This window comes from Achromobacter arsenitoxydans SY8, assembly GCF_000236785.1.
In the GTDB taxonomy this organism is placed as follows: Bacteria; Pseudomonadota; Gammaproteobacteria; order Burkholderiales; family Burkholderiaceae_B; genus Achromobacter; species Achromobacter arsenitoxydans.
On sequence record NZ_AGUF01000071.1, the window covers coordinates 63,496 to 82,966 of the forward strand.

The window sequence follows — 19,471 nt, forward strand, 5'->3', positions numbered from 1 at the left end:
ATGCGCTTCGTCACTTTCCAGGCCGAAGACGGCCAGCTGCGTCCGGGCTTTCTGTCGGAAGACGGCCGCGAGGTCGTGGATGCGCGCCATGCCGACGCGCCCGAATGGGCCAGGCGACTGCCCGCGACCCTGCTCGAATGGACTGGCATGGACCTGCCAGCCATCGCGGCGCGGCTGGCACGTAGCGTCTATCCGCAAGCCGCGCGCATCCCGGTTGACGCGGTCCGTCTTGCCGCGCCGCTGCCGCGGCCCGGCAAGGTGGTGGGGGCGGCCTTCAATTTCCACGATGCGCTGCGCGAACGGAAGATGGAGCCGCCCGCCGAACCGGTGCTGTTCATCAAGTCGGGACATACGGTCATCGGACCCGGCGAGCCCGTGCGCCTGCACCCCGAAGTGGGCAACGTGACCTACGAGGCGGAATTGGGCGTGGTGATCGGCCGTACGGCGCTACGCGTGGCGCGTGAAGACGCCATGCGCCATGTGGCGGGCTACGTCATCGTCAACGACGTCAGCGCCACGGACATGGTGAAGGCGGACAAGGGTTTCGTGCGGGGCAAGAACCAGCCCACGTTCTGCCCGCTGGGCCCGTGGCTGGTCACGCCCGACGAGCTGCCAAACCCGCACGCCACGCCGATCACGCTGCTGCTGGACGGCGTGCTGCGCCAGCAGGGCACGACCGCCGACCTGGTGTTCGATATCCCTGACCTGATCTCGCACGCGTCGCGCCAGATGCCGCTGGATCCGGGCGACATCATCGCCACGGGCACCCCCGCGGGCGTGGCGGTCTCGCATGATCCTCCCGCGTGGCTGCGGCCCGGCGCGCATATGCGCGTGGAACTGCCCGGCCTGGGATTCCTGGATACCCCCGTGATAAAGGACTGCTGAACGATGCCTGCCCAGCCTGTGGTTGCCCTGACTTCCCCCATTCATCCCGATGCCCATGCCAGGCTGGCCGCCGCCTGCGAGGTGCGCGTGGCGCCGGACGCCAGCGCCGATGCCCTGCGGGCGGTGGTGCGCGGCGCGCAGGGCCTCATCGTGCGCAACCACCTGCCCGAGGACATCTTCGACGATGCGTCGAGTCTGCGGGCCGTGGTGCGCCACGGCGTGGGACTGGACATGATCCCGGTGGAGCGGGCCACCGAACGCGGCATCGCCGTGGCCAACCTGCCGGGGTCGAACACCACCGCGGTGGTCGAGTATTGCCTGGGCGCCATGCTGCATCTGCGGCGCGGGCTGGCCGACATGGACTCGGCCTTGCGCGCGCAGGGCTGGGCGCCGGCGCGGGCGATGGCGGACAGCGGCACCGAGCTGCGGGGCGCCACCTGCGGCATCGTGGGCGTGGGCACCATTGGCGCGCGGCTGGCGGGGCTGGCTCAGGCCCTGGGAATGCGCACGCTGGGCCTGACGCGCCGTCCCGAGACGCTGCCCGCCGGGGTGCTGGCCGTGGACAAGGCCGGCCTGATGCGCGAGTCCGATGTCATCGTGCTGTGCTGCCCGTTGACGCCGCAGACCCGCGGCCTGATCGACGCCGACGCGCTCGCCTTGGCCAAGCCTACCGCCATCCTGATCAACGTTGCGCGCGGCCCGGTGGTGGACGCCGCGGCCCTGGCCGACGCGCTGGCGCGCGAGGCGCTGGGCGGCGCGGCGCTGGACGTGCACGACGTCCAGCCCCTGCCCGCCGATGCCGCCATCCGGCAGGCGCCGCGCGTGCTGCTGACCCCGCACGTCGCCGGCAGCACCGCCACGAGCATGCGCCGTATGAGCGCGGGCGCGGTGGACGACATGCTGCGCATGCTGGCCGGTGAGGCGCCCTCCCATCCCGTCAATACTTTCTGAATCCCTGTTCTGGAGCTGCCATGCAGATCGTAGATATCAAGGCCGTCCCCGTCTCGTTTCCCGTCCCCGAGAACCGCTCGGTGCGGCTGGGCATCGGCCGCAGCGTGAAGCGCGACGCGGTGCTGGTGCGCGTGACCACGGACGAAGGCGTGTCCGGCTGGGGCGAGGCGCACCACGGCCGCTGCCCCGGCGCCATCGCGCGGCTGATCGACACCACGCTGCGCGAGCTGGTGGTCGGCATGGACGCGCTGGACAATGTGGGCGTGACGGCCCGCGTGCTGAAAATGCAGTTCGCCAGCCACGGCATGGGCGCCGCGGCGGCGCTGGCGCTGAGCGGACTGGACCTGGCGCTGTGGGACATCCGTTCCCAGGTAACGCAATGGCCGCTGTACCGCCTGCTGGGCGGCGCCAGCAAGCCCATCAAGGCCTACGCGGGCGGCATCGCGCTCGGCTGGCAGCCGCCGGAGCAATTGGTGGACGAGGCCCGGGGCCTGGTCGAGCAAGGCTTCAAGGCGCTGAAGCTGCGCGTGGGCGACGCGCCGCGGCGGGATATCGCGCGGGTGGAGGCGGTACGCAAGGCGTTTGGCGACGAGATCGACATCCTGACGGACGCCAACACCGGCTACAGCCTGGACGACGTGCGCCGCGTGATGCCCGCCTTCGAGGCGTTGGGCGTAGGCTGGCTGGAAGAGCCGTTTCCCGCGCACGACCATGAGGCGTATGCGCGGGCGGCGCGGCTGGGCCGGGTGCCGCTGGCGGCGGGCGAGAACCACTACACGCGCTATGAGTTCGGGCCGCTGCTGCAGGCGGGTAATGTGACGTTCATTCAGCCCGACCTGTCCAAGACCGGCGGCGTGACCGAGGCCATGCGGATCGCGGGCATGGCCGCGGCGCTCAAGCTGAGCATCAATCCGCACACCTCCGCCACCGCCATCAACATGGCCACCAGCATCCACTATCTGTGCGGCATCGACAACCCGGGCTACTTCGAGGCCGACGTGACCGTGCTGAACCCGTTCAGGGACGAACTGGCGGACCGGCTGCCTTACACGCTGGACGCCGAGGGCTGCGTGCGTCCGCTGGATGGGGCGGGAATCGGCCTGAAGATCGACGAGAAGTTCATCGCCGCCCATCCGCTGATCGAAGGGCCCTGCTACGTGTGAGCGGGACGCGGGTCTAGCCGCCCGCTTCCCGCTTCCGGTGCGCAAAGTTCAGCGTCACGATCAGGCCGGCCAGCACGGAGGCCAGGTGCTTTAGCGTATGCCCGCTCAGGTACTCGACGTGCTGGAAGATCTGGTAATCCAGCAGTTCCGCGGCCTTGGCCAGCACGTAGCATCCGATGGCCGCCCCGAAATACAGCCGCTCGCGCAGGGGCGTCCCGTTGCGCCACTGCAGCAGCGGCACCAGCAGCAGCGGCATGAACTGCACGAACAGATAGGGGCGCAGGTCGCCCGTGGCGTAGTTGTCCGTGTACCGCCACCAGGCCACGCTGGCCACCGCCAGCACGGTCCAGAACACGTCGACCCAGCGGCCGTCGCCCACGGTTTCCCGCCAGACGGCCGAGAGGATGCCGGCGCAGAGCAGCGCGATGGGCAGGCGGTCCCAGATCAGGCGGTCGTTGTCGGGCATCAGGTGATACCAGCCCGATCCGAACGCCGTGAGCAGCAGGGCAAAGAAAAACACCGTGTAGCCGGGGCGGATGACGTCCAGCGCGGGGTTGTGGCGCGAGCGCCGGACCAGCACCAGGCCGTACCAGCCGACCACCGCGAACCCGGCATTGGACAGGACGTCGCAGGCATTGGGGATGCCCAGCCAGGCGCGCTTGTCCGCGAAGTCGTGGTAGTGCTCCAGCTGCGCGATGGGGCCATACAACGCCATCGCCAGCGCCACCAGCGCCATCACCGTCCAGGGCAGCACGCGGCGCAAGCCCGGGCTGGCGTTCTTACCGGCTGTTTGAAAGCTCATGGATACCGCTCCCCGGCGCACGGAGTTGCCGGCTACCGATGATAGTAAAGGGCGCGTTGCGCGCCCTCCACCGCTTTGCCGGGCTTTTCCGGCTTTTTTATGTCCTTGTGTATCCGGCCGCGCGGCGAGTACACGCCGACACCCAAGGCCGGCGGGATTGCGCCACAGTCCGCTCCAGCAGTCATGTCCCCTTGAACACGACCTTTAGGAGCATCACCATGACGGATCCGGTAAACGTCCAGCGGCGCCGCCTGCTGGGCACGACTTCTTCGCTGGCAGGCGCCAGCCTGCTTGGCCTGGCGCTGGGCGGGAACGCCCTTGCGCAATCCGCGGCTCGGGCCGCGCCGGGGGCGGCGCCTGTCTTTGGCAATGTCCGGCAGATCCGGGCGGGAACGCTGGATGTGGGCTATGTGGATGCCGGCCCCGCCGACGGCCCGGTCGCGATCCTGCTGCACGGCTGGCCCTACGACATCCATAGCTTCATCGACGTTGTTCCCCGGCTGACCGCGGCGGGGTACCGCGTCATCGTGCCCCATCTGCGCGGCTACGGATCCACCCGGATCGTGTCGCCCGATACCCCGCGCAATGGTCAGCAGGCCGTCGTGGCCGTGGACATCATCGCGCTGATGGACGCGCTGAAGATCGGCAAGGCAGTCATCGCGGGCTTTGACTGGGGCGCACGCACGGCCTGCATCATGGCCGCCCTGTGGCCCGAGCGCTGCGAGGCGCTGGTGTCGGTCAGCGGCTACCTGATCGGCAGCCAGGAAGGCAACCGCAAGCCGCTGCCTCCGCAGGCGGAGCTGCAGTGGTGGTACCAGTTCTACTTCGCCACGGAGCGCGGCGCGGCCGGATACGCCGCCAACGTCGACAGCTTCAACAAGCTGATCTGGCAGCTGGCGTCGCCGCAGTGGCGCTTCGATGACGCCACCTTCCTGCGGTCAGCGCGCGCCTTCGACAATCCCGATCATGTCGCGATCGTGGTGCACAACTATCGCTGGCGGCTGGGGCTGGCGCAGGGCGAGGCGCAATACGACGCGCTGGAGACGCGGCTGGCGCAGGCGCCGAAGATCGGCATTCCGACCATCACGCTGGAAGGCGACGCCAATGGCGCGCCGCACCCGCCTCCCGCTGCGTACGCCGGACAGTTCACCGGCAGATATCAGCACATCGACGTGGGCGTCGGCGTTGGCCACAACCTGCCCCAGGAAGCGCCCAAGGCCTTCGCCGACGCGGTGATCCGCGTCACGCGGCTATAGCGCCCCGGGGGCGCAACGGTCACGCGGCGTCGGCCAGCCAGTCCGAGACGGTCTTCAGCACTTTCTCGGGCGACTCGCGGTGCGGCACGTGGCCGCAATCGGCAAAGATGACCTGTTGCGCGCCCGCCAGGCTGGCGATCCGCCGGGCGTGGTCGGTGGACCCGTACTCGTCGTTGTCGCCATGCAGCGCAAGCGCAGGGCTGCGCACCTGGTTCAACTGGGCGTCCAGCGTCCAGTCGGCAAAGCCCGGCGACAGCCAGGTGTCGATCCAGGCGCTCAGCACCCACGCCGCCTTTTCGCCGTGGTACTTCTTCAGGCGGTCCAGCTGTCCCGGCTGCGCGAACGACACCTTGGCCTGCCTGATGCCCTCCAGCGTGCGGTCTTCGGCGTACACCTGCGCCGATTCGGTGATCAGTGCGCGGCAGGCATCGCCGTCGGCCGCCGCGCAGGCGATGGCCATGCCGCCGCCGACACTGTGGCCAAAGGCGGCGTAGCCGTCCAGGTCCAGCGCGTTGCGCACGGCCTGAAATCCCTCATGCGCCTCGCGGTCGACGAAGTCCAGGCCCAGCTTGCCTTCATGCGGGTCCGAGCGGCCGAAGCCCAGGCGGTCGTAGGCAATGACGACGCGTCCGGTCGCCTGGGCGAGCAGCACGGGAAAGTCGCGCCACAGGTCGACGCAGCCCAGCGAGTCATGGAGCAGCACGATGGGCGCGCCGCCGGGCGCATGCACGCCGGCCGGCGTCCAGCGCCTGGCGAAAAGCCGGCCGCTTTCGGTGGGAACGAAAACATCTAGTGACTCGACGGACGACATCGCGGGTTCTCACAAAGTTGGATGACACGGAATGGCTGCGGGTACGGCGTCGACCCAGGGCATGCCGCGCCGGGGACAGGACGAAATAGTAGCGTAGGGGCGCGCCGGGCAGCCGGGCGCAGTCCCGGCGCCGCCATCCGCCACGTATCAGAGCGGTGACGTTACGAATTCAATTGCTACGGGGTCCGGGCGGACGGGCGCGGATACACATGATTTGTCGCATTGAGCCTGCCGCCCCGCGGGTATTCCGTCGTGCCGCGCCGCTACGATGGCCGCGTCATTCACCGCAGCAGGAGCAAATCATGAAAATCCACGTCCGTCTTGCCGCCAGCGCCGCGGCCCTTATCGCCGCGCAGTGTTTCTCGGTGGCCGCGCATGCGCAGTTGCTCGACGCCGTGAAGGGCCAGATGGGTGGGGCCAGCCAGGGCGGATCCTCTGGCGGCGCCATGCAGAGCCTGGGCGGCAGCCTGCCGCTGTCGTCGCTGAGTCCGGCTTCCGCCGGCAATGCGGCCGGCGTGCTGGAATTCTGCATGAAGAACAACTACCTGGCAGGCGGCGACGCGCAGGCGATGAAGGACAAGCTGCTGGGCAAGGTCGGCGGCGGATCGACGCAGCAGGCCAAGTCCGATTCGGGATACCTGGCTGGCGTGCAGGGCATGCTCAACGGCAGCGACGGTAAGTCGGTCGACCTGAGCGGGGGCGGCCTGAAGGAAGAGATCACCCGAAAGGCGTGCGATCAGGTGCTCAAGCAGGCTAAGTCGTTCCTGTAAGGCGAGATCCCCGCGCGCGCCTCAGCGGCGCGCCGGCGCGCGGGCGGAACCGAAAATATCCTCCCTCGCCGCCCGGCTCAGCGCCACCACGGCCGGATGCTGCAGCCGCTGGTCGGTGGTGATGGCGTAGAACTGTTCCTTGACCGTGTCGGCGCTGCCGATGGCGCGCACGCGGTATTGCTTGCACAGGTAGGCGGCGGTGGCCGTCGGCGCCACGAACAGGCCGGTGCCGGTCTGGCCAAACGAGTTCATCAGGGCGCTGTCGTCGAACTCGCCCACGATGCGCGGCCGGATGTCGTGCTCGTCGAACCATTGCAGCAGCCGAGGCCGGATCGCGGCGTCTTCGCCGGGCAGCAGGAAGGGCGCCTGGTCCAGCATCGCCGGAAACTTTCCTGGCAGACTGTCCAGCAATAGCGGCGATCCGAAGAACGTGAGGCCGCACTCGCCCAGCAGGTGGCTGTATCCGCGCACATTCAGGTTGTTCGGCATGGGCCGGTCCGCGATGACCATGTCGTAGCGGTGCACGGCCAGGTCGGCCAGCAGGTAGGGCAGCCTTCCTTCGCGGCAGATCAGGCGCACGTCCTGGTCCAGATGCAGCGCGGGCTCGATCATCCGGTACACCATGGCCTTGGGCATGCCCTCGGCGACCCCCACCTTGAACTCCATGGCGCGCCGCGCGGGGCGTTCGCGCAGGTCTTCGAGCAGTTCGTCGCCCATGGTGAAGATGCGGTCCGCATACAGCAGGGCCTGGCGACCGACGTCGGTCAGTTCCAGGCCCCGGCCGACGCGCCGGAAGAGCTCGGTGCCGAGCGTGGATTCGAGTTCCTGCAATTGGCCGCTGATGGACTGCGGCGTGCGCTGCAGTTGCTGTGCCGCGCGCGCGATGCTGCCGGCCTTGGCGACCATCCAGAAATAGCGCAGATGCTTGTAGTTGAGAGTGACCATCGCCTGATCAATCCAAAAAATCTGACTATCGGTTCATCATATGCGAATTGTTGGACGAATCCGCCTGCTCTAGACTGGCCTCATGCAGTTTTCGTGCATGACAGGCCGTTGCGCGGCGGGTTGCGCGCGATGGCGGGAGGCGCCTGATGAACCGGGTCGAAACCTTTGCCACGCTGCCGATGTGGGTGGGGTTCGTGGTGTTCGTGCTGATCGTGCTGGCCGTAGACCTGTACGCGCTGGGCGGCCGCCGCGCCCACCGGGTTTCGTCGCGCGAGGCCCTGTGCTGGGTGTTCGCGTGGATGACGCTGGCCACGCTGTTCGGCGGGCTGATGTGGTGGTGGCTGGACGCCACGCTGGGCCGGGCGGTGGCGCACCAGAAGGTGCTGGAGTTCTACACCGGCTACCTGATCGAACTGTCTCTGTCCGTGGACAACATGTTCGTGTTTTCGCTGATCTTCACCTACTTCGCGGTGCCGATGGAGCTGCAGCGCCGGGTGCTGCTGTACGGCGTGCTGGGCGCCATTGTGATGCGGGTCAGCATGATCCTGGCGGGCGTGTGGCTGTTGTCAAAGTTCCAGTGGTTGTTCTATGTGCTGGGCGCGTTCCTGATCTTCACCGGCCTGAAGATGCTGTTCACCGCGGGCCGCCAGCCGGATATCGCGCGCAATCCGCTGGTCAAGTTCCTGCGGTCGACCATGCGGATCACCAAGGACTATCACGGGCAGTCGTTCTTCGTCCGCATCGACGGGCTGCGGTATGCGACGCCGATGTTCGTGGTGCTGCTGGTGATCGAGGCGACGGACGTGGTGTTCGCCGTGGACAGCATTCCCGCCATCTTTGCCGTCACCACCGATCCGTTTATCGTCTTCACGTCCAATATTTTCGCCATCATGGGCCTGCGGGCGCTGTACTTCCTGCTGGCCGACATGGTGGCGCGGTTTCACTACCTCAAGTATGGCCTGGCGTCGGTGCTGGTCATCATCGGCGCCAAGATGCTGGCCGAGCAGTGGGTCCACGTTCCCGTGCACTGGTCGCTCGGGGTGGTGGGTGTGATCCTGCTGGCGTCGGTCGGCGCAAGCTGGGTATTGCCCGCAAGGGCCGCGGAACACGCCCCGCGCTCCAAGGCGGGAAAATCACGAAGCGGAGGTCTGCCATGAATACGATCATTCTTGCCACCGACGGGTCGGAACACAGCGACAAGGCGGCCCGTTACCTGGTGGAAAGTCCCTTGCTGAACCGCGATTTCGTGGTGCATGTGGTGCACTGCGAACCCGACGTGGGCGGCGACGTGAAGTCCTTCATCGGGAAGGCGGACATCGACGCCTGGCACCACGAAGAAAGCGGCAAGGCGATGAAGTCGGTGGTGGATATCCTCAGCGCGGGCAGCGTCGGACACGAATGCCACGAACTGGTGGGCTTCACGCCCGAGAAAATTGTTGAATACGCCAAGCAGTCCGGCGCCGCGGCGATCGTAATGGGATCGCATCATCACAGCGCGTTGCTGAACCTCATCCGGGGATCGGTCAGCGGACGGATCATGGCGCATTCTCCGTGCCCGGTGCTGCTGGTCTAGGGACGTCGGCCTGGGGGATGCGCGCGGCGCGGGCGCGGGGATGGTATCTTCTGCGCATCTTTCCGCCCCACGCATCCCCATGTCCGACGCCGCCGTTCCCGCAGATTTGCCGTTTTCCGATGAGCCCGCAGGGGTGCGCAGGCCGTTCATCCAGAATGCGGGCAACCGGCGCACCCTGCATTTCACGCAGCAGGAAATCCAGAGCAGCATGTCGCTGCTCAATCCGGACGCGCTGGAAATCGAATACACGCGGATGATGATGGGCTTTGTGCTGTTCAAGCCGGAGCCGGCGCACATCCTGATGGTGGGGCTGGGCGGCGGGTCGCTGCCCAAGTTTTGTCACCGCTACCTGGCGGGGGCGGACATTTCCGTGGTCGAGATCGACCCGGCGGTCATCGGGCTGCGCGACGCCTTCATGATCCCGCCCGACGGCCCGCGTTTTCGCGTGATCCAGGCGGACGCGGCCGCGCACATGCGCGGCCTGTCCGATGACGCGGACGTGATCTTCCTGGACGGTTTCGAGGTGGGCGGGATTCCGGACGCGCTGTGTTCGGCGGACTTCTACGCCGATTGCCACCGCGCCCTGCGCGACGACGGCATCCTGGTGATCAACTTCCACGTCAACCATCCCATGCACCATGAATACCTGGACCGGGTGCGCGAGTCATTCGGCTCGTCGATGTTCGAGGTGGTCGACGACGACATGACCAACAGCATCGTGTTCGCGTGCAAGGGCAACCTGCTGGACGACCCGGCCGCGGCGCAGCTGACGCGGCCCGCGTCCATTTCCAAGGATGCCTGGCGTCAGCTGATGCCGACGCTGAAGGTGATTGGGGCGACGCTGGAACTGCGATAGGAAGGCTATCCCGGTTCGCTCAGCGCGATCGACAGCAGTTCGCGGGTGGCGCGAGACAAGGCGCCGGGCGACTGGGCCGGCGCGGGGCCGCCGCCTTTCACCGCCAACGCATCCACCAGGGACGACACCGTCTGCGCGACGGCGGCATCGTCGAGCGCGACCTGCGCCAGTTCAGGCTTGCCGGGTTGCGCGGGCGGCGTCGCAAGTTGCTTCCTGGCGGTGCGGAGCAGCTCCGCCACCGGGTCGGTCTTGGCGCGCGCGTTGACCCTGTCCGTCATCGCCGTGGCCAGGCTTTTGCCGCCGCCGCGGGTCTTGAGTCCGCTCTGTTCGCTGGCGGCTTCCCAGGCGCCGCGCTGCGCGGCGTAGGCCGTGAGGAGCGCAAAGCGGTCCGAGTCGACGAGCAGGGGCGATTCCGCGACCGCGATCAGCAGCGACTGGTAGGCCGCCTGGGCCGCCGCAGCGTTGTTGCCGATCAGGGCGGCGGACACGTCCTTCCAGAGGCGGTGGAACGGCAGCGCCGTCGCGGCCGCGAACATGTCCGCGCCCAGCGTCGCGCGATGCTCGAACGCGACCACCAGGTAGTCCACGTCATTTACGGGTTCGAGTTTGCCCGCCGCGTTCTGGCGGTGCAGCACGCCGTCCACGAGTTGCAGGCCCGAGAGCTTGTCCTGGGAATCCGCCCCGGCCAGCACGCGGTAGCCGCTGCGGCGCAGCGCGTCGCCGTCGAACACGCCGAAGCGCACGCTGACCCCGTCCGTACCGAATAGCTTGGCCAGCGGCTTGAGCAGGCTTTCGCCCGTCTTGACGATGGCGCCGCCCACCGGGCCGCCCAGCATCGTGACGGCCGTCGACACGAAGTCGAGGATGCCGCGGGACAGGCTGCTGTCGGCAAAGCGGCACAGGGCCGCGTACATTTCCAGCCCCTCGCTGGCGTAGGGCACGTTGCGGGCTACATAGACGTCGCGAAACGCCACGCGGCTGGCGCCCGTTTCGTGCGCGGCCGCGCCCAGCGCCTGCTGGATCATGTCGTAGCCGACGATATACGGCAGCTCGCGCCGGGCGCCCTCCGCGCCATAGCGCAGAAAGAAAGTGCAGAGCGGCAGGAATTCGCTGAGATAGTTGCCCGCCTGGCTGAGGCGCATCTCCACCACCCGGACGCTGAAGTAGCACTGGCCGGGGACGAACGGCGTACCGTCCAGGCCGGCTGCCAGCGCGGGGGCGCCGCCGGGCGGCGGTTCGATCTCGGCGTAGAAATTGCGGCCGGCGGGCACGGACGGCAGCAGGGCCGCCGCGCCGTCGCCGGTCGTCGCCTTGCCGCCGATGCCGCGCAGCATGCCGATGAGAGAGTCCATGGGAAGCTCCTTGAATCTGTTGCGCCCCGGCCGGCGGCGTTGCGCTCAGTCGCGCACGATCGCCATGGCCGACGCCCAGGTGGGCAGGTCTCCGGCATCGCCCTGCGCGGCCTTGCAGGCGTAGCGGTAGGCTTCGGCCAGCCCCTTGGGCTGGGCGGCGTCCAGGTACACGTCATAGAAGCGCTGGATGTAGCGCGCGCACGATTCCTCTTCGACCTGCCAGCGGAAGGCCAGCACGCCGGCCGCGCCTGCGCGCATGACTTCCAGCGCAGTGCGCACCGACGCGCCGCTGCATGACGACAGCACCAGCAGCTTGCACTTGCCGGCCTCCATCCACTGGCCGATCAGCCGGATCGACAGCTGCCAGGCTTCGCCGTCCGCGCCGGGCAGCACCAGCATCGTGCTTTCGCCGCTGGACTCCGAGTGCCCGGCGAAGTGGAAGATGTCGTAGTTGCCGGTCTTCAGGCGCTCTTCGATGCGGCGCTGCAGCTCGGCGCCCACCAGCCCGGTTTCGCCATCTTCGCGGACGTTGTCGATGAGCAGGCTGCCGGGCGCAAGCCCGGCCAGGTGTTGCAGGTGCTTGCGTTCTTGCGCGACGGACAGCAGCGGGCCGAACTCTTTGGCGGGCAGCGGCGGGCCGCCGTCTTCGCGCCGGAACGACACGGTGCCGAACACCGAGCTGGCGTCCATGAACAGCAGCCGCACCGGCTGTCCGGGCGCGCGGGTGTCCTGCTCCCAGCGGGGCGCGGGCGCGGCGCCGTCCACGTGCAGGCGCCTGGCCATGGGAAGTTCCAGGCACAGGTAGCGGCCGCTGTCCGCGCCGAACTCCCGGCCCATTTCGAAGGGCAGGTTGAACAGGCGCGACACTTCCTGGCTTGCCAGGTTGAATTCGAAGCGCAGGTCCAGCCCCGCGAAGGCGCCGACGCCGGGCGACACTTCCTCGTCGCGCGCGCGCTGGATCAGCTTGGCGATGGGCGCGCCCAGGCTGTGGGTGACCATGGCGCTGAAGACGTCTTCCCCCACCCCGCTCAAGTCCTTCAGCCATTGCGGCGCCTTGGTTTCGCCGGTGTAGGGGCTGAAGGTCTCGATGCGCCCCACCAGGGCCGATATCCGGTCGCGCTCTTTGTAGGGCATGTCCTGCGAAGAGTATTCGTGGCGGCCCATCTGCATGCGGTATGTGATCGAGTGTTCGCCTACCCTGATGATCAGCCGCCGGCGGCGCTTGGGCGCCAGGGGCGTCAGGCAGGTCAGGACGGTGGCGACCTCGGCGCCGCCATTGACGGCCCCTTTTGCGTCGCTCGTCCACACAAAGACCTCGGGCCGCTCCAGCACGTAGCGCTGCACGAGCTCTGGCGGATCCACGGCCAGGACCAGCAGGGGAACGTTGGAGCGGCTGTGTATCCATTCAAGCAGTTCGACCGCGGCGGCGCCGGGCTTGCCCCGCTTGTTCGCCGCCCCCAGCCTGGCGTCGATGATGGCGAGCACGGGTTCGATGCGGGGCGTGGCCTGCTCCCAGATCTCGATCTGGTTCCGGGCGCTTTCCAGCGAGGTGCGGCGGCGCAGCTCGGCGCCGACGAAGGGCGCGATCGCGGGATACTGCTGCAGGTGCCTGTGGAGCTGGGCGAGGTTGTTGGCCCAATCGTCCTCGTGCTCGTCGTTCATACTGGCCAGCAGGATCATGTTGGGGGCGGCGGTCTGTTCCATGATGATTCCCCTGATTCGGGCGCGCCGGGGCCCTAGCCGGCACGCAGCGGCAGGACCAGCGTGAACGACCGCCACGGCGGCGCTACCGATTCGTACGACTGCGGCAGCGGCGCGTCCGGCAGCGGCGGATCGGTGACGAGGGCGCCGCCATGGTCGACCATCGCTTCCTGGATCTGCGTGATGGCGATGCTGGCTCCGTCATGCGCGGCGCGCTCGGCGTTCAGCAGGGCGTCGTCCGGCACGGCGTGCGGGGGCTCGTCCGTGTCCCAGACCTGCTCTTCGCTCAGGCCGAAGCGCACCGTGCAGCCGTCGGGGCCGGCGTCGATGTCGACGGTGACGCTGGCGTCGTCCGCGTTGCGGCAACGCAATAGATAATCCAGCATAGATCGAAACGCGGCGCACAGCGACTGGGCGTCGCCGGACACCACGGGTCCGTCGCGCGACGCCGTATGGTTGCGCAGCACGATCCGCCGCTGGTCGCGCGCGGGCAAGGCGGCGATTACCTCGCCCAGCCGCGCGCCCAGTTCGACATCGCTGTGCAGGGCCCGCGCGCGCCGCCGCGATTCGCTGGCGCCGGCCAGGCGCTCGAACGTGATGTCGGCCTTGCCGATTTCGGCCACGATGCGCTGGCTGAGGTCCTGCGCCTGGGCGGCGACGACCTCCGGCGGCGTGCCCTGGCGGGCGTCGTCGTGCAGCAGCGCCGCCTGCGATGTCAGGCTGCACGCCATCGACAGCGAGGTGCGCGTCTGCCGCGCCACTTCGGCCACGGTTTCGCGCAGGTAGCGCAGGTCGCGCGCCCAGTCCAGGTCCGCGATATCCGTGAAGAACCAGATGGACATATCCAGGCTGGCATCCAGGTCGGTGCGGGTGGCCAGCAGCGAGCGGGGCTTGCCGCCGCTGTCCAGCAGTTCGATGCGTTCGCGCTTGACCGTAAAGCCGGACGTCAGCACGCCCAGCGTGGCCTCGTCGCCCGCGATCACGTAGTCCGTGATCGTCGGGGAGCCGGCGCCGTCGCGGGCGTCGGCATGCACCCGGCGCGGCTCGGTTCCCAGCATGTCGGCAGCCACGCGGTTCATTTCGATGACGGCCCCTTCGCGGCCGACGAAGACCACCGCCTGCTCGGTCTCGGCCATCAGGCTTTGCTTGGTCTGGCTGAGCAGGTGCTGGGCCAGGCCCGTTTCCAGCGATGCGATGATCTGGAGCAGGTCGTCAATATCGGGTCCCTTGAAGGCATGGGACACGGAGGACTCCACGTCGAGCAGCCAGCGCACCCGGCCGTTCAGGCGCACCGGAACCGTCATGGCCGAGCGCAGCGGCCGCTTCGGGCCCGCGTAGCCGTGCTGCGTATAGGCGGGATTGCCGATGTCGTCGACCGCCAGCAGGCGGCCCAGCGACAGCGTCGCGCCCAGCATGCCCAGGTCGGCGGGCTGCCGGTAGTCGGCCGGCAGGGCGTAGGCCGGCGCCAGGCTGTGCTGCGTCACCACCTCGAAGCGGTCGTCCTGCCGGTTCACCCGGAACAGGGCCACGTGGTCCCAGGAAAAATGCTGTGCAAGCTGGACGATGATCTCGTCGGCAGCCTGGCGCAGCGATTCGGCCGTCATCACCTTCTGCCGCAGCGAGTCCGCGAACTCGGTGCGCTCGTCGTCGCGCTCTTTCTCGAAGCGCATCAGCACCGGTTCCAGGTCCAGCAACCGCAGAGTCTCCAGGTCCCGCTTGCCGTACGCCCCTGGCTCGCGCGAGCACAGGCTCAGGGCCGAGCTGTAGCCGCCGGCGCGCATCACGGGCAGCGTCACCGAGGCCTGGATCCCCAGGTCCTGGTAGCAGCGCACCACCTCGTTGCCGGGCTCGGGCATGTTCTTTTTGACGAAGGCGCCGATTTCGTCCACCCAGGTCTGGCCGGAATCCAGGAATGACCGGATCGAGGGCGGCAGGTCCATCCAGCGCGCCGGCCATAGCTCCACGCCTTCAGGCCGCACCGCGATGGCGCGGAACAGCGATACGTCGTTGCCGTAGATGCCGAAGACGGCGTGCTCGAAGGGGATCAGGCGGCGGATCTGCTCCAGGATGCGGTCCAGCTTCAGCCGCCAGCCGGGGATGGCCGGATCCAGCGCGATGCGGCGGATCTCGTCGCGCGCGGATTCCAGGGTGCGGGACTGGATGACCGCGATCACGCCCAGCAGCTCGCCGTTGGGCGCCGGGTCGGGCGTCATCACCAGTTCGAACTGGCGGTCGTTTTCGTCCGGGACGGGAATGGCGATGGCCGCCGCCACCATCGCGTCGCCTTCCGTGTCGTGCGCGCATTGCGAGATGGCGCGCAGCAGCCGCGGGCCGTCGCCTGGCCGGAAGTGCGCCGCCAGGCGCGTGCCGCACAGGGCCAGTTGCGGCAGTCCCAGGACGCGTGCCGCTTCCGGGTTGGCGAACCGGATGACGCCATTCAGGTCGAGCCGGAACACGGCATAGGGCGTGCGGTCGAAGCGGTTCGACTCGGCCTGGCGGAACGGTGTGCCGTCGTTCACCAGGACGATGAGCTCGCCGCTGTCCAGCGTGCAGAAGGGGATCAGCTGCGCCGGCGCCCGGGCGCCGTCGGCAGCCTGGTACACGACGTCCACCGGGCCGTCGCCCATGCGCAGGGGCTTGGTCAGGCCGAACACCTGGCTGGCGTGGCGGCCGGCGATGTCGTCGTGGTCCACGGGCAGGACGCTGCTGGCGGCCACGATCTCGCCGTCGCCGTCCAGCAAAATGCAGGGGACGCCGACCCGCGACAGGACCCGCGATACCTCGCCGGGGTCGCCGAAAATGGAGAATTCCCGTGGCGGAGCCACCGGCGCCTTGGGCAACGACGGGGCCGCCGGCACGGCGACGCGCGCACCCTCCTCCTGGGCCGGAATCGCGGCCGCGGGCTTGGGCGCCGGTTCCGGCGGCTCAAGATACGGTTCTGGCTGTCTTTCTGTCATGGTCGGGCGCCTCTGCCAAGCGTCAGCGCTTGATGAACGCGATGACCTGCTGCTGCGTACCCTTGTCGTTGTCGAATCCGCCGTGCGTACTGGACGCCACGGGCGGGATCCGGGGGGCGGACGACTGGCCGCCTGCGGGCGAGACGTGGACGGCGTCGCAGGGGATGCCGGCGTCGCGGAAATACCGCTCCATGCCCAGCAGCGGCGTGGTGGTGCCGCCTTCGAACGATTCGCTCACCAGGTACAGCAGCGAACGCCGGTATGGCCCGCAGGTGGGATCGTCCTCTTCCGCGCGATCCGACAGATGGAACTGCTGGTACCGCTTCACCCGGCTCTTCAACTGCGGCACCACCAGTTCCTTGAAGGTCTTCAGGGTGACGGCCGGCGCCATCAGGCTCAGCGATTCGAGCTCTCCGCCATCGGCCGCCAGGCGCCGCACGAAATGGCTGGCGACGATGGCGCCCGCGGAATGGCCGACGATGTGCAGGCGCACGCGGCCGCGGGCGACGTGCGATTTGAAATGCTGGTAGAGCATGATCATGGCGGCCTCTTCCTCGCCATTCCTGGCCGGCTCGCTCATGGACTCGGCGTTCTGCTTCATCTCTCCCCAGATCACGGTGCCTGGGCGGGCCAGCCAGCGCTCCAGCCGCTGGTTCCACCACCGCTCCAGCCGTTCGCCGATGCCGCCGGTGCTGCGGGGAACGTCGTTCGCGGCGTCCTGGATGATGTTCTTCACCGTGGTGATGAAGTCGGTCTCCCACATCAGGAAGACGGGAAATATCTGGCTGTCGTAGAGCAGCGGTATCCATTCGGCGGCCGCCTCGGCGGCGGCCTCTTCGCCCACCAGGCCGCCATGCGCGTAGACGCAGACGTCCATCGGCTTGTCCTTCAGGCCCCAGCGTTCGCGCGCCGCGGCCATGTGCACGTCCACGATGGCGCGCAGGTCGTCTGGCGTGGTGCGGAAGGCGCCGCTGTTGCTGAGCTTGCCGTTGTTGCCTACGTTGACGATGAAGGGCGTCAGCTCGCGGTCGCGCAGCACCTTGCCCGCGGCCAGCGTCACTTTCTTGCCCTCGGTGCGCAGGCTGATGCTGTTGGAAATCCGTTCGTGCTCGTTGGTGACGACGCCCAGCTGCACGACCCAGCAGTCCATGGCGTTGCGCAGCCAGTCGTCGTAGGTCAGCACGGCCATGCCGTGCGTGCCCCATTCCTCGCCCCATGAGTTCTGGATCAGGAAGCCGTCCTGGGTGTAGCCCACGATGACGAAGGCGTGCCCCATGATGGCCGTGTCATGCTCGCTGGAAGGGATGACCCAGAACGGCTGGGTGATGGGCGTGGGCGCGGCCTCGCTGGGCGTCACGCCGTGGCCCGCGTCCCAGCCGTCATGGCAGCCAGCGCTGGCGTAGAGGATGCCGACCTCGTTCAGCGCCGCGTGCATCTCGACGATGCGGCGCGTGTCGATTCGGTAGTAGGCGCCCAGCGGGCGCTTGACGGCGTCCAGCCACCAGTCGTCTTCCGTCCGCTTGGCCGCGGGGGGCATATCCAGGGTGGGGAACAGGGCCTGGACGCAGGCGCCGTGGCGGAACCAGCCCTTGAGCGCGCCGCGCAGGCTGGAGCCGCTGTCGTCCACCGACCCGGGAAACTCGTCGTAGCGCCGGGCCATGGAATACAGCATGTAGGGGGAGATCGCGGGCCGCGCATCGCGTTCCGACTTGCGCAGCAGGAACTCGACCACGCTGGACAGCGCAAATCCCGTGCAGGCTGATGTTTCGCCCTGGTGCTTCACCGTCAGCCCCATCACCGGGATCATTTCCGCCTTGGGCGTGACGGAGATGTTGGGGCGGAACAGAATGTCGCGCGCGTCGAAGGCGTCGGGCTTGGCGGAGCGCTCGAACGCATGCGTGATCGGGCCTTCATCCTGCGTCCGGCGTTTGCGCGCCTTGGGGCGCGGGTCCTCCGGCGCGGCGGCCGCGGCGGTGGAGGCGGCTGTCTTAGCGGATCGCTTCGCCTTTTTCGAGGGGGCGGATTTTGCGGCCGTGCGCACTGCGGCTTTTCGGGTTGCCATGTCGCTCTCCCATTGTTGGCGACCTGCTAGGACGCCAGCTTCAGGCTGGCGATATAGCGGGGCGCGTCCGCGGCCAGCTTGGCCTGGACATCGTCGCGCAACTGCCCGTAGAGGGCGGCGTTCAGGGTCAGCCGTTGCGCGCAGGCCCAGAAGTTCACCTGGCGGGAGCCCCACCGGGAAAACAGGAAGCGCTTTCGGCTGTCGAGGGCGCGGAAGTAATAGGCGCCCAGCGCCATCGTCAGGCCGCCGTTGCGTTCGCGCTGCACCGCGCCCAGCTGGAAATTGCCGCCCGCCTGGGACGAGGCATGGAAGTCGAAGAGCCGCACGGTGGCGTCGTCTTCCGCCAGCTTGCCCAGCGCGGCGACGGCCTGCTGCAGCACGGCGAGTTGGTCGCGCCGCGCCACCGCCAGCAGCAGGTCGACGGCGACCTCGTCCATGCGGAACTCGCTTTCGTCTTCGTCGTAATGCGTGAACGACATCTGGCTGCTGGTCCAGCCCAGGTTGTCCAGCACTTCCACGTATGTCTGATACCAGGACTGCGTATTCGTATAGCGGTCATGGGCGGCGCTGGCGGCGCGCTGCGCCAGTTGCAGGGAATAGAGGACATCCCCTCGTTCCGCTTCGTTCAACCCCGCCGCGAACGACATCAGGCTGCCGGCGTTGACGCTGGCCTGCGCCGCCGCGGCCTGCCGGCCGGCCTTGGCCGGCTTGCCCGCGCGCAGCACCGCGCCCGTGCCCTTGGCCGGCGCGCGGCGCCTGGCCACGGGCATGCCGGGCGGTTCCAGCGTCTGCACCGGCAGGTCGCCCAGATAGGCGTGGATACCGATAGCGTTGACGCCATGGTCCGGCATGGTGGACAGGGTCGCGGCGGCCTTGGCGGCTCGCTTTGCGGCCGGCCTGGGCGGCGGCGCCGGCGACAGCAGCGCGCCATCGTCGGAGAAGGTCGCGGCCAGGATGAAGTCCGCTTCCGCGGCCGAGTAGGCGGGGTCCCAGTGCGTGTTTTCCGGCACGTGGCAGTGGCCGAAGTGCCCGCTGTTCGCATCCCAGGTTGCGGCATCCCGGTTATGTCCCCCGGGATCCCTGCCGTTCTTTGCCGGCAAGGGACGGCCGGATGGCCATTTGCGCGGGATGTCGTGCTGCGCTTCGATCCACCGGCACAGCCGCGCCAGGTTCGTGAGCGCGCGGCTGTCCTTCGGCAGGTGCGCAAAGCCGACCAGCTCGATCTGCACCGCGGAGTCGCGGTTGGTCTGCGCGCCGCCGGGGTCGTTGCGCAGCGCACGCGCGCCCTCGGCAGTGTCTATGTGCTGGAAGATCGTGGTCGCGTCGACCGTGAAATGCGGGTCGGACCGGTTCCGGCGGAAAGCGTCCATCGCGCCCTGCGCGGTGC

16 protein-coding genes are annotated in these 19,471 nt (G+C 68.4%); 8 read left to right on the plus strand and 8 right to left on the minus strand.

The genetic code is table 11. From position 1 onward, the window contains the following. From KYC_RS21870 to KYC_RS21880, 3 genes are read left to right on the plus strand one after another with little or no spacing between them, the layout of a single operon-like run. On the plus strand, nt 1–885 hold the full coding sequence (locus KYC_RS21870) for a fumarylacetoacetate hydrolase family protein (protein WP_008166539.1): 885 nt from the start codon (nt 1–3) through the stop codon (nt 883–885). A gap of 3 nt (nt 886–888) precedes the next feature. Further along, complete coding sequence (locus KYC_RS21875; RefSeq protein ID WP_008166540.1) at nt 889–1,836, plus strand: NAD(P)-dependent oxidoreductase; 948 nt, start codon at nt 889–891, stop codon at nt 1,834–1,836. Between the two features lie 20 nt (nt 1,837–1,856). After that, nucleotides 1,857–2,999, plus strand: a complete 1,143-nt coding sequence (locus tag KYC_RS21880) for a mandelate racemase/muconate lactonizing enzyme family protein (RefSeq protein ID WP_008166541.1) — start codon at nt 1,857–1,859, stop codon at nt 2,997–2,999. A 13-nt stretch (nt 3,000–3,012) separates the two neighbouring features. Here KYC_RS21880 and KYC_RS21885 read toward each other — a convergent pair whose 3' ends face one another. Beyond that, nucleotides 3,013–3,801 (minus strand): alkaline phytoceramidase, encoded by a 789-nt coding sequence (locus tag KYC_RS21885; protein ID WP_139026537.1) that lies wholly within the window; start codon nt 3,799–3,801, stop codon nt 3,013–3,015. Nucleotides 3,802–4,019: 218 nt separating this feature from the next. Between KYC_RS21885 and KYC_RS21890 the strand changes: the two genes are divergently transcribed. Further along, nucleotides 4,020–5,057 (plus strand): alpha/beta fold hydrolase, encoded by a 1,038-nt coding sequence (locus KYC_RS21890; RefSeq protein WP_008166544.1) that lies wholly within the window; start codon nt 4,020–4,022, stop codon nt 5,055–5,057. Between the two features lie 19 nt (nt 5,058–5,076). On the opposite strand, the gene KYC_RS21895 is transcribed toward KYC_RS21890, so the two are convergent. Beyond that, nucleotides 5,077–5,868, minus strand: coding sequence for an alpha/beta fold hydrolase (locus KYC_RS21895; RefSeq protein ID WP_008166547.1), 792 nt, complete (start codon nt 5,866–5,868; stop codon nt 5,077–5,079). Nucleotides 5,869–6,170: 302 nt separating this feature from the next. Between KYC_RS21895 and KYC_RS21900 the strand changes: the two genes are divergently transcribed. After that, nucleotides 6,171–6,638: a YjjA family protein gene (locus tag KYC_RS21900; protein ID WP_008166549.1), complete on the plus strand. Its 468-nt coding sequence runs from the start codon at nt 6,171–6,173 to the stop codon at nt 6,636–6,638. Nucleotides 6,639–6,659: 21 nt separating this feature from the next. Here the strand turns inward: KYC_RS21900 and nhaR are convergent, their stop codons facing one another. Beyond that, entirely contained in the window at nt 6,660–7,583 is a 924-nt protein-coding gene (gene nhaR, locus KYC_RS21905) for a transcriptional activator NhaR (RefSeq protein WP_008166550.1), read from the minus strand. Between the two features lie 146 nt (nt 7,584–7,729). Here nhaR and KYC_RS21910 point away from each other — a divergent pair, with 146 nt between their 5' ends. From KYC_RS21910 to KYC_RS21920, 3 genes are all read left to right on the plus strand, one after another. Continuing rightward, nucleotides 7,730–8,740: a TerC family protein gene (locus KYC_RS21910; protein WP_008166551.1), complete on the plus strand. Its 1,011-nt coding sequence runs from the start codon at nt 7,730–7,732 to the stop codon at nt 8,738–8,740. Further along, on the plus strand, nt 8,737–9,156 hold the full coding sequence (locus tag KYC_RS21915; RefSeq protein ID WP_008166552.1) for a universal stress protein: 420 nt from the start codon (nt 8,737–8,739) through the stop codon (nt 9,154–9,156). The genes KYC_RS21910 and KYC_RS21915 overlap by 4 nt, the downstream gene beginning before the upstream one ends. A gap of 79 nt (nt 9,157–9,235) precedes the next feature. Next, a complete protein-coding gene (locus tag KYC_RS21920) occupies nt 9,236–10,012 on the plus strand; it encodes a fused MFS/spermidine synthase (protein WP_008166553.1) in 777 nt (258 codons plus the stop codon). Between the two features lie 5 nt (nt 10,013–10,017). Here KYC_RS21920 and KYC_RS21925 read toward each other — a convergent pair whose 3' ends face one another. The 5 genes from KYC_RS21925 to KYC_RS28450 form a co-directional block, all read right to left on the minus strand. Beyond that, nucleotides 10,018–11,364 (minus strand): hypothetical protein, encoded by a 1,347-nt coding sequence (locus tag KYC_RS21925; RefSeq protein WP_008166554.1) that lies wholly within the window; start codon nt 11,362–11,364, stop codon nt 10,018–10,020. Between the two features lie 45 nt (nt 11,365–11,409). Continuing rightward, nucleotides 11,410–13,068: a CHAT domain-containing protein gene (locus KYC_RS21930; protein ID WP_008166556.1), complete on the minus strand. Its 1,659-nt coding sequence runs from the start codon at nt 13,066–13,068 to the stop codon at nt 11,410–11,412. A 32-nt stretch (nt 13,069–13,100) separates the two neighbouring features. Then, nucleotides 13,101–16,022, minus strand: a complete 2,922-nt coding sequence (locus KYC_RS21935; protein WP_008166558.1) for a PAS domain-containing protein — start codon at nt 16,020–16,022, stop codon at nt 13,101–13,103. 22 nt (nt 16,023–16,044) lie between these two features. Continuing rightward, nucleotides 16,045–18,084, minus strand: coding sequence for a C1 family peptidase (locus KYC_RS21940; RefSeq protein ID WP_081478091.1), 2,040 nt, complete (start codon nt 18,082–18,084; stop codon nt 16,045–16,047). Between the two features lie 26 nt (nt 18,085–18,110). Further along, nucleotides 18,111–19,471: peptidoglycan recognition protein family protein (locus KYC_RS28450; protein ID WP_008166562.1), on the minus strand; the 1,361-nt coding region annotated here is incomplete at its 5' end.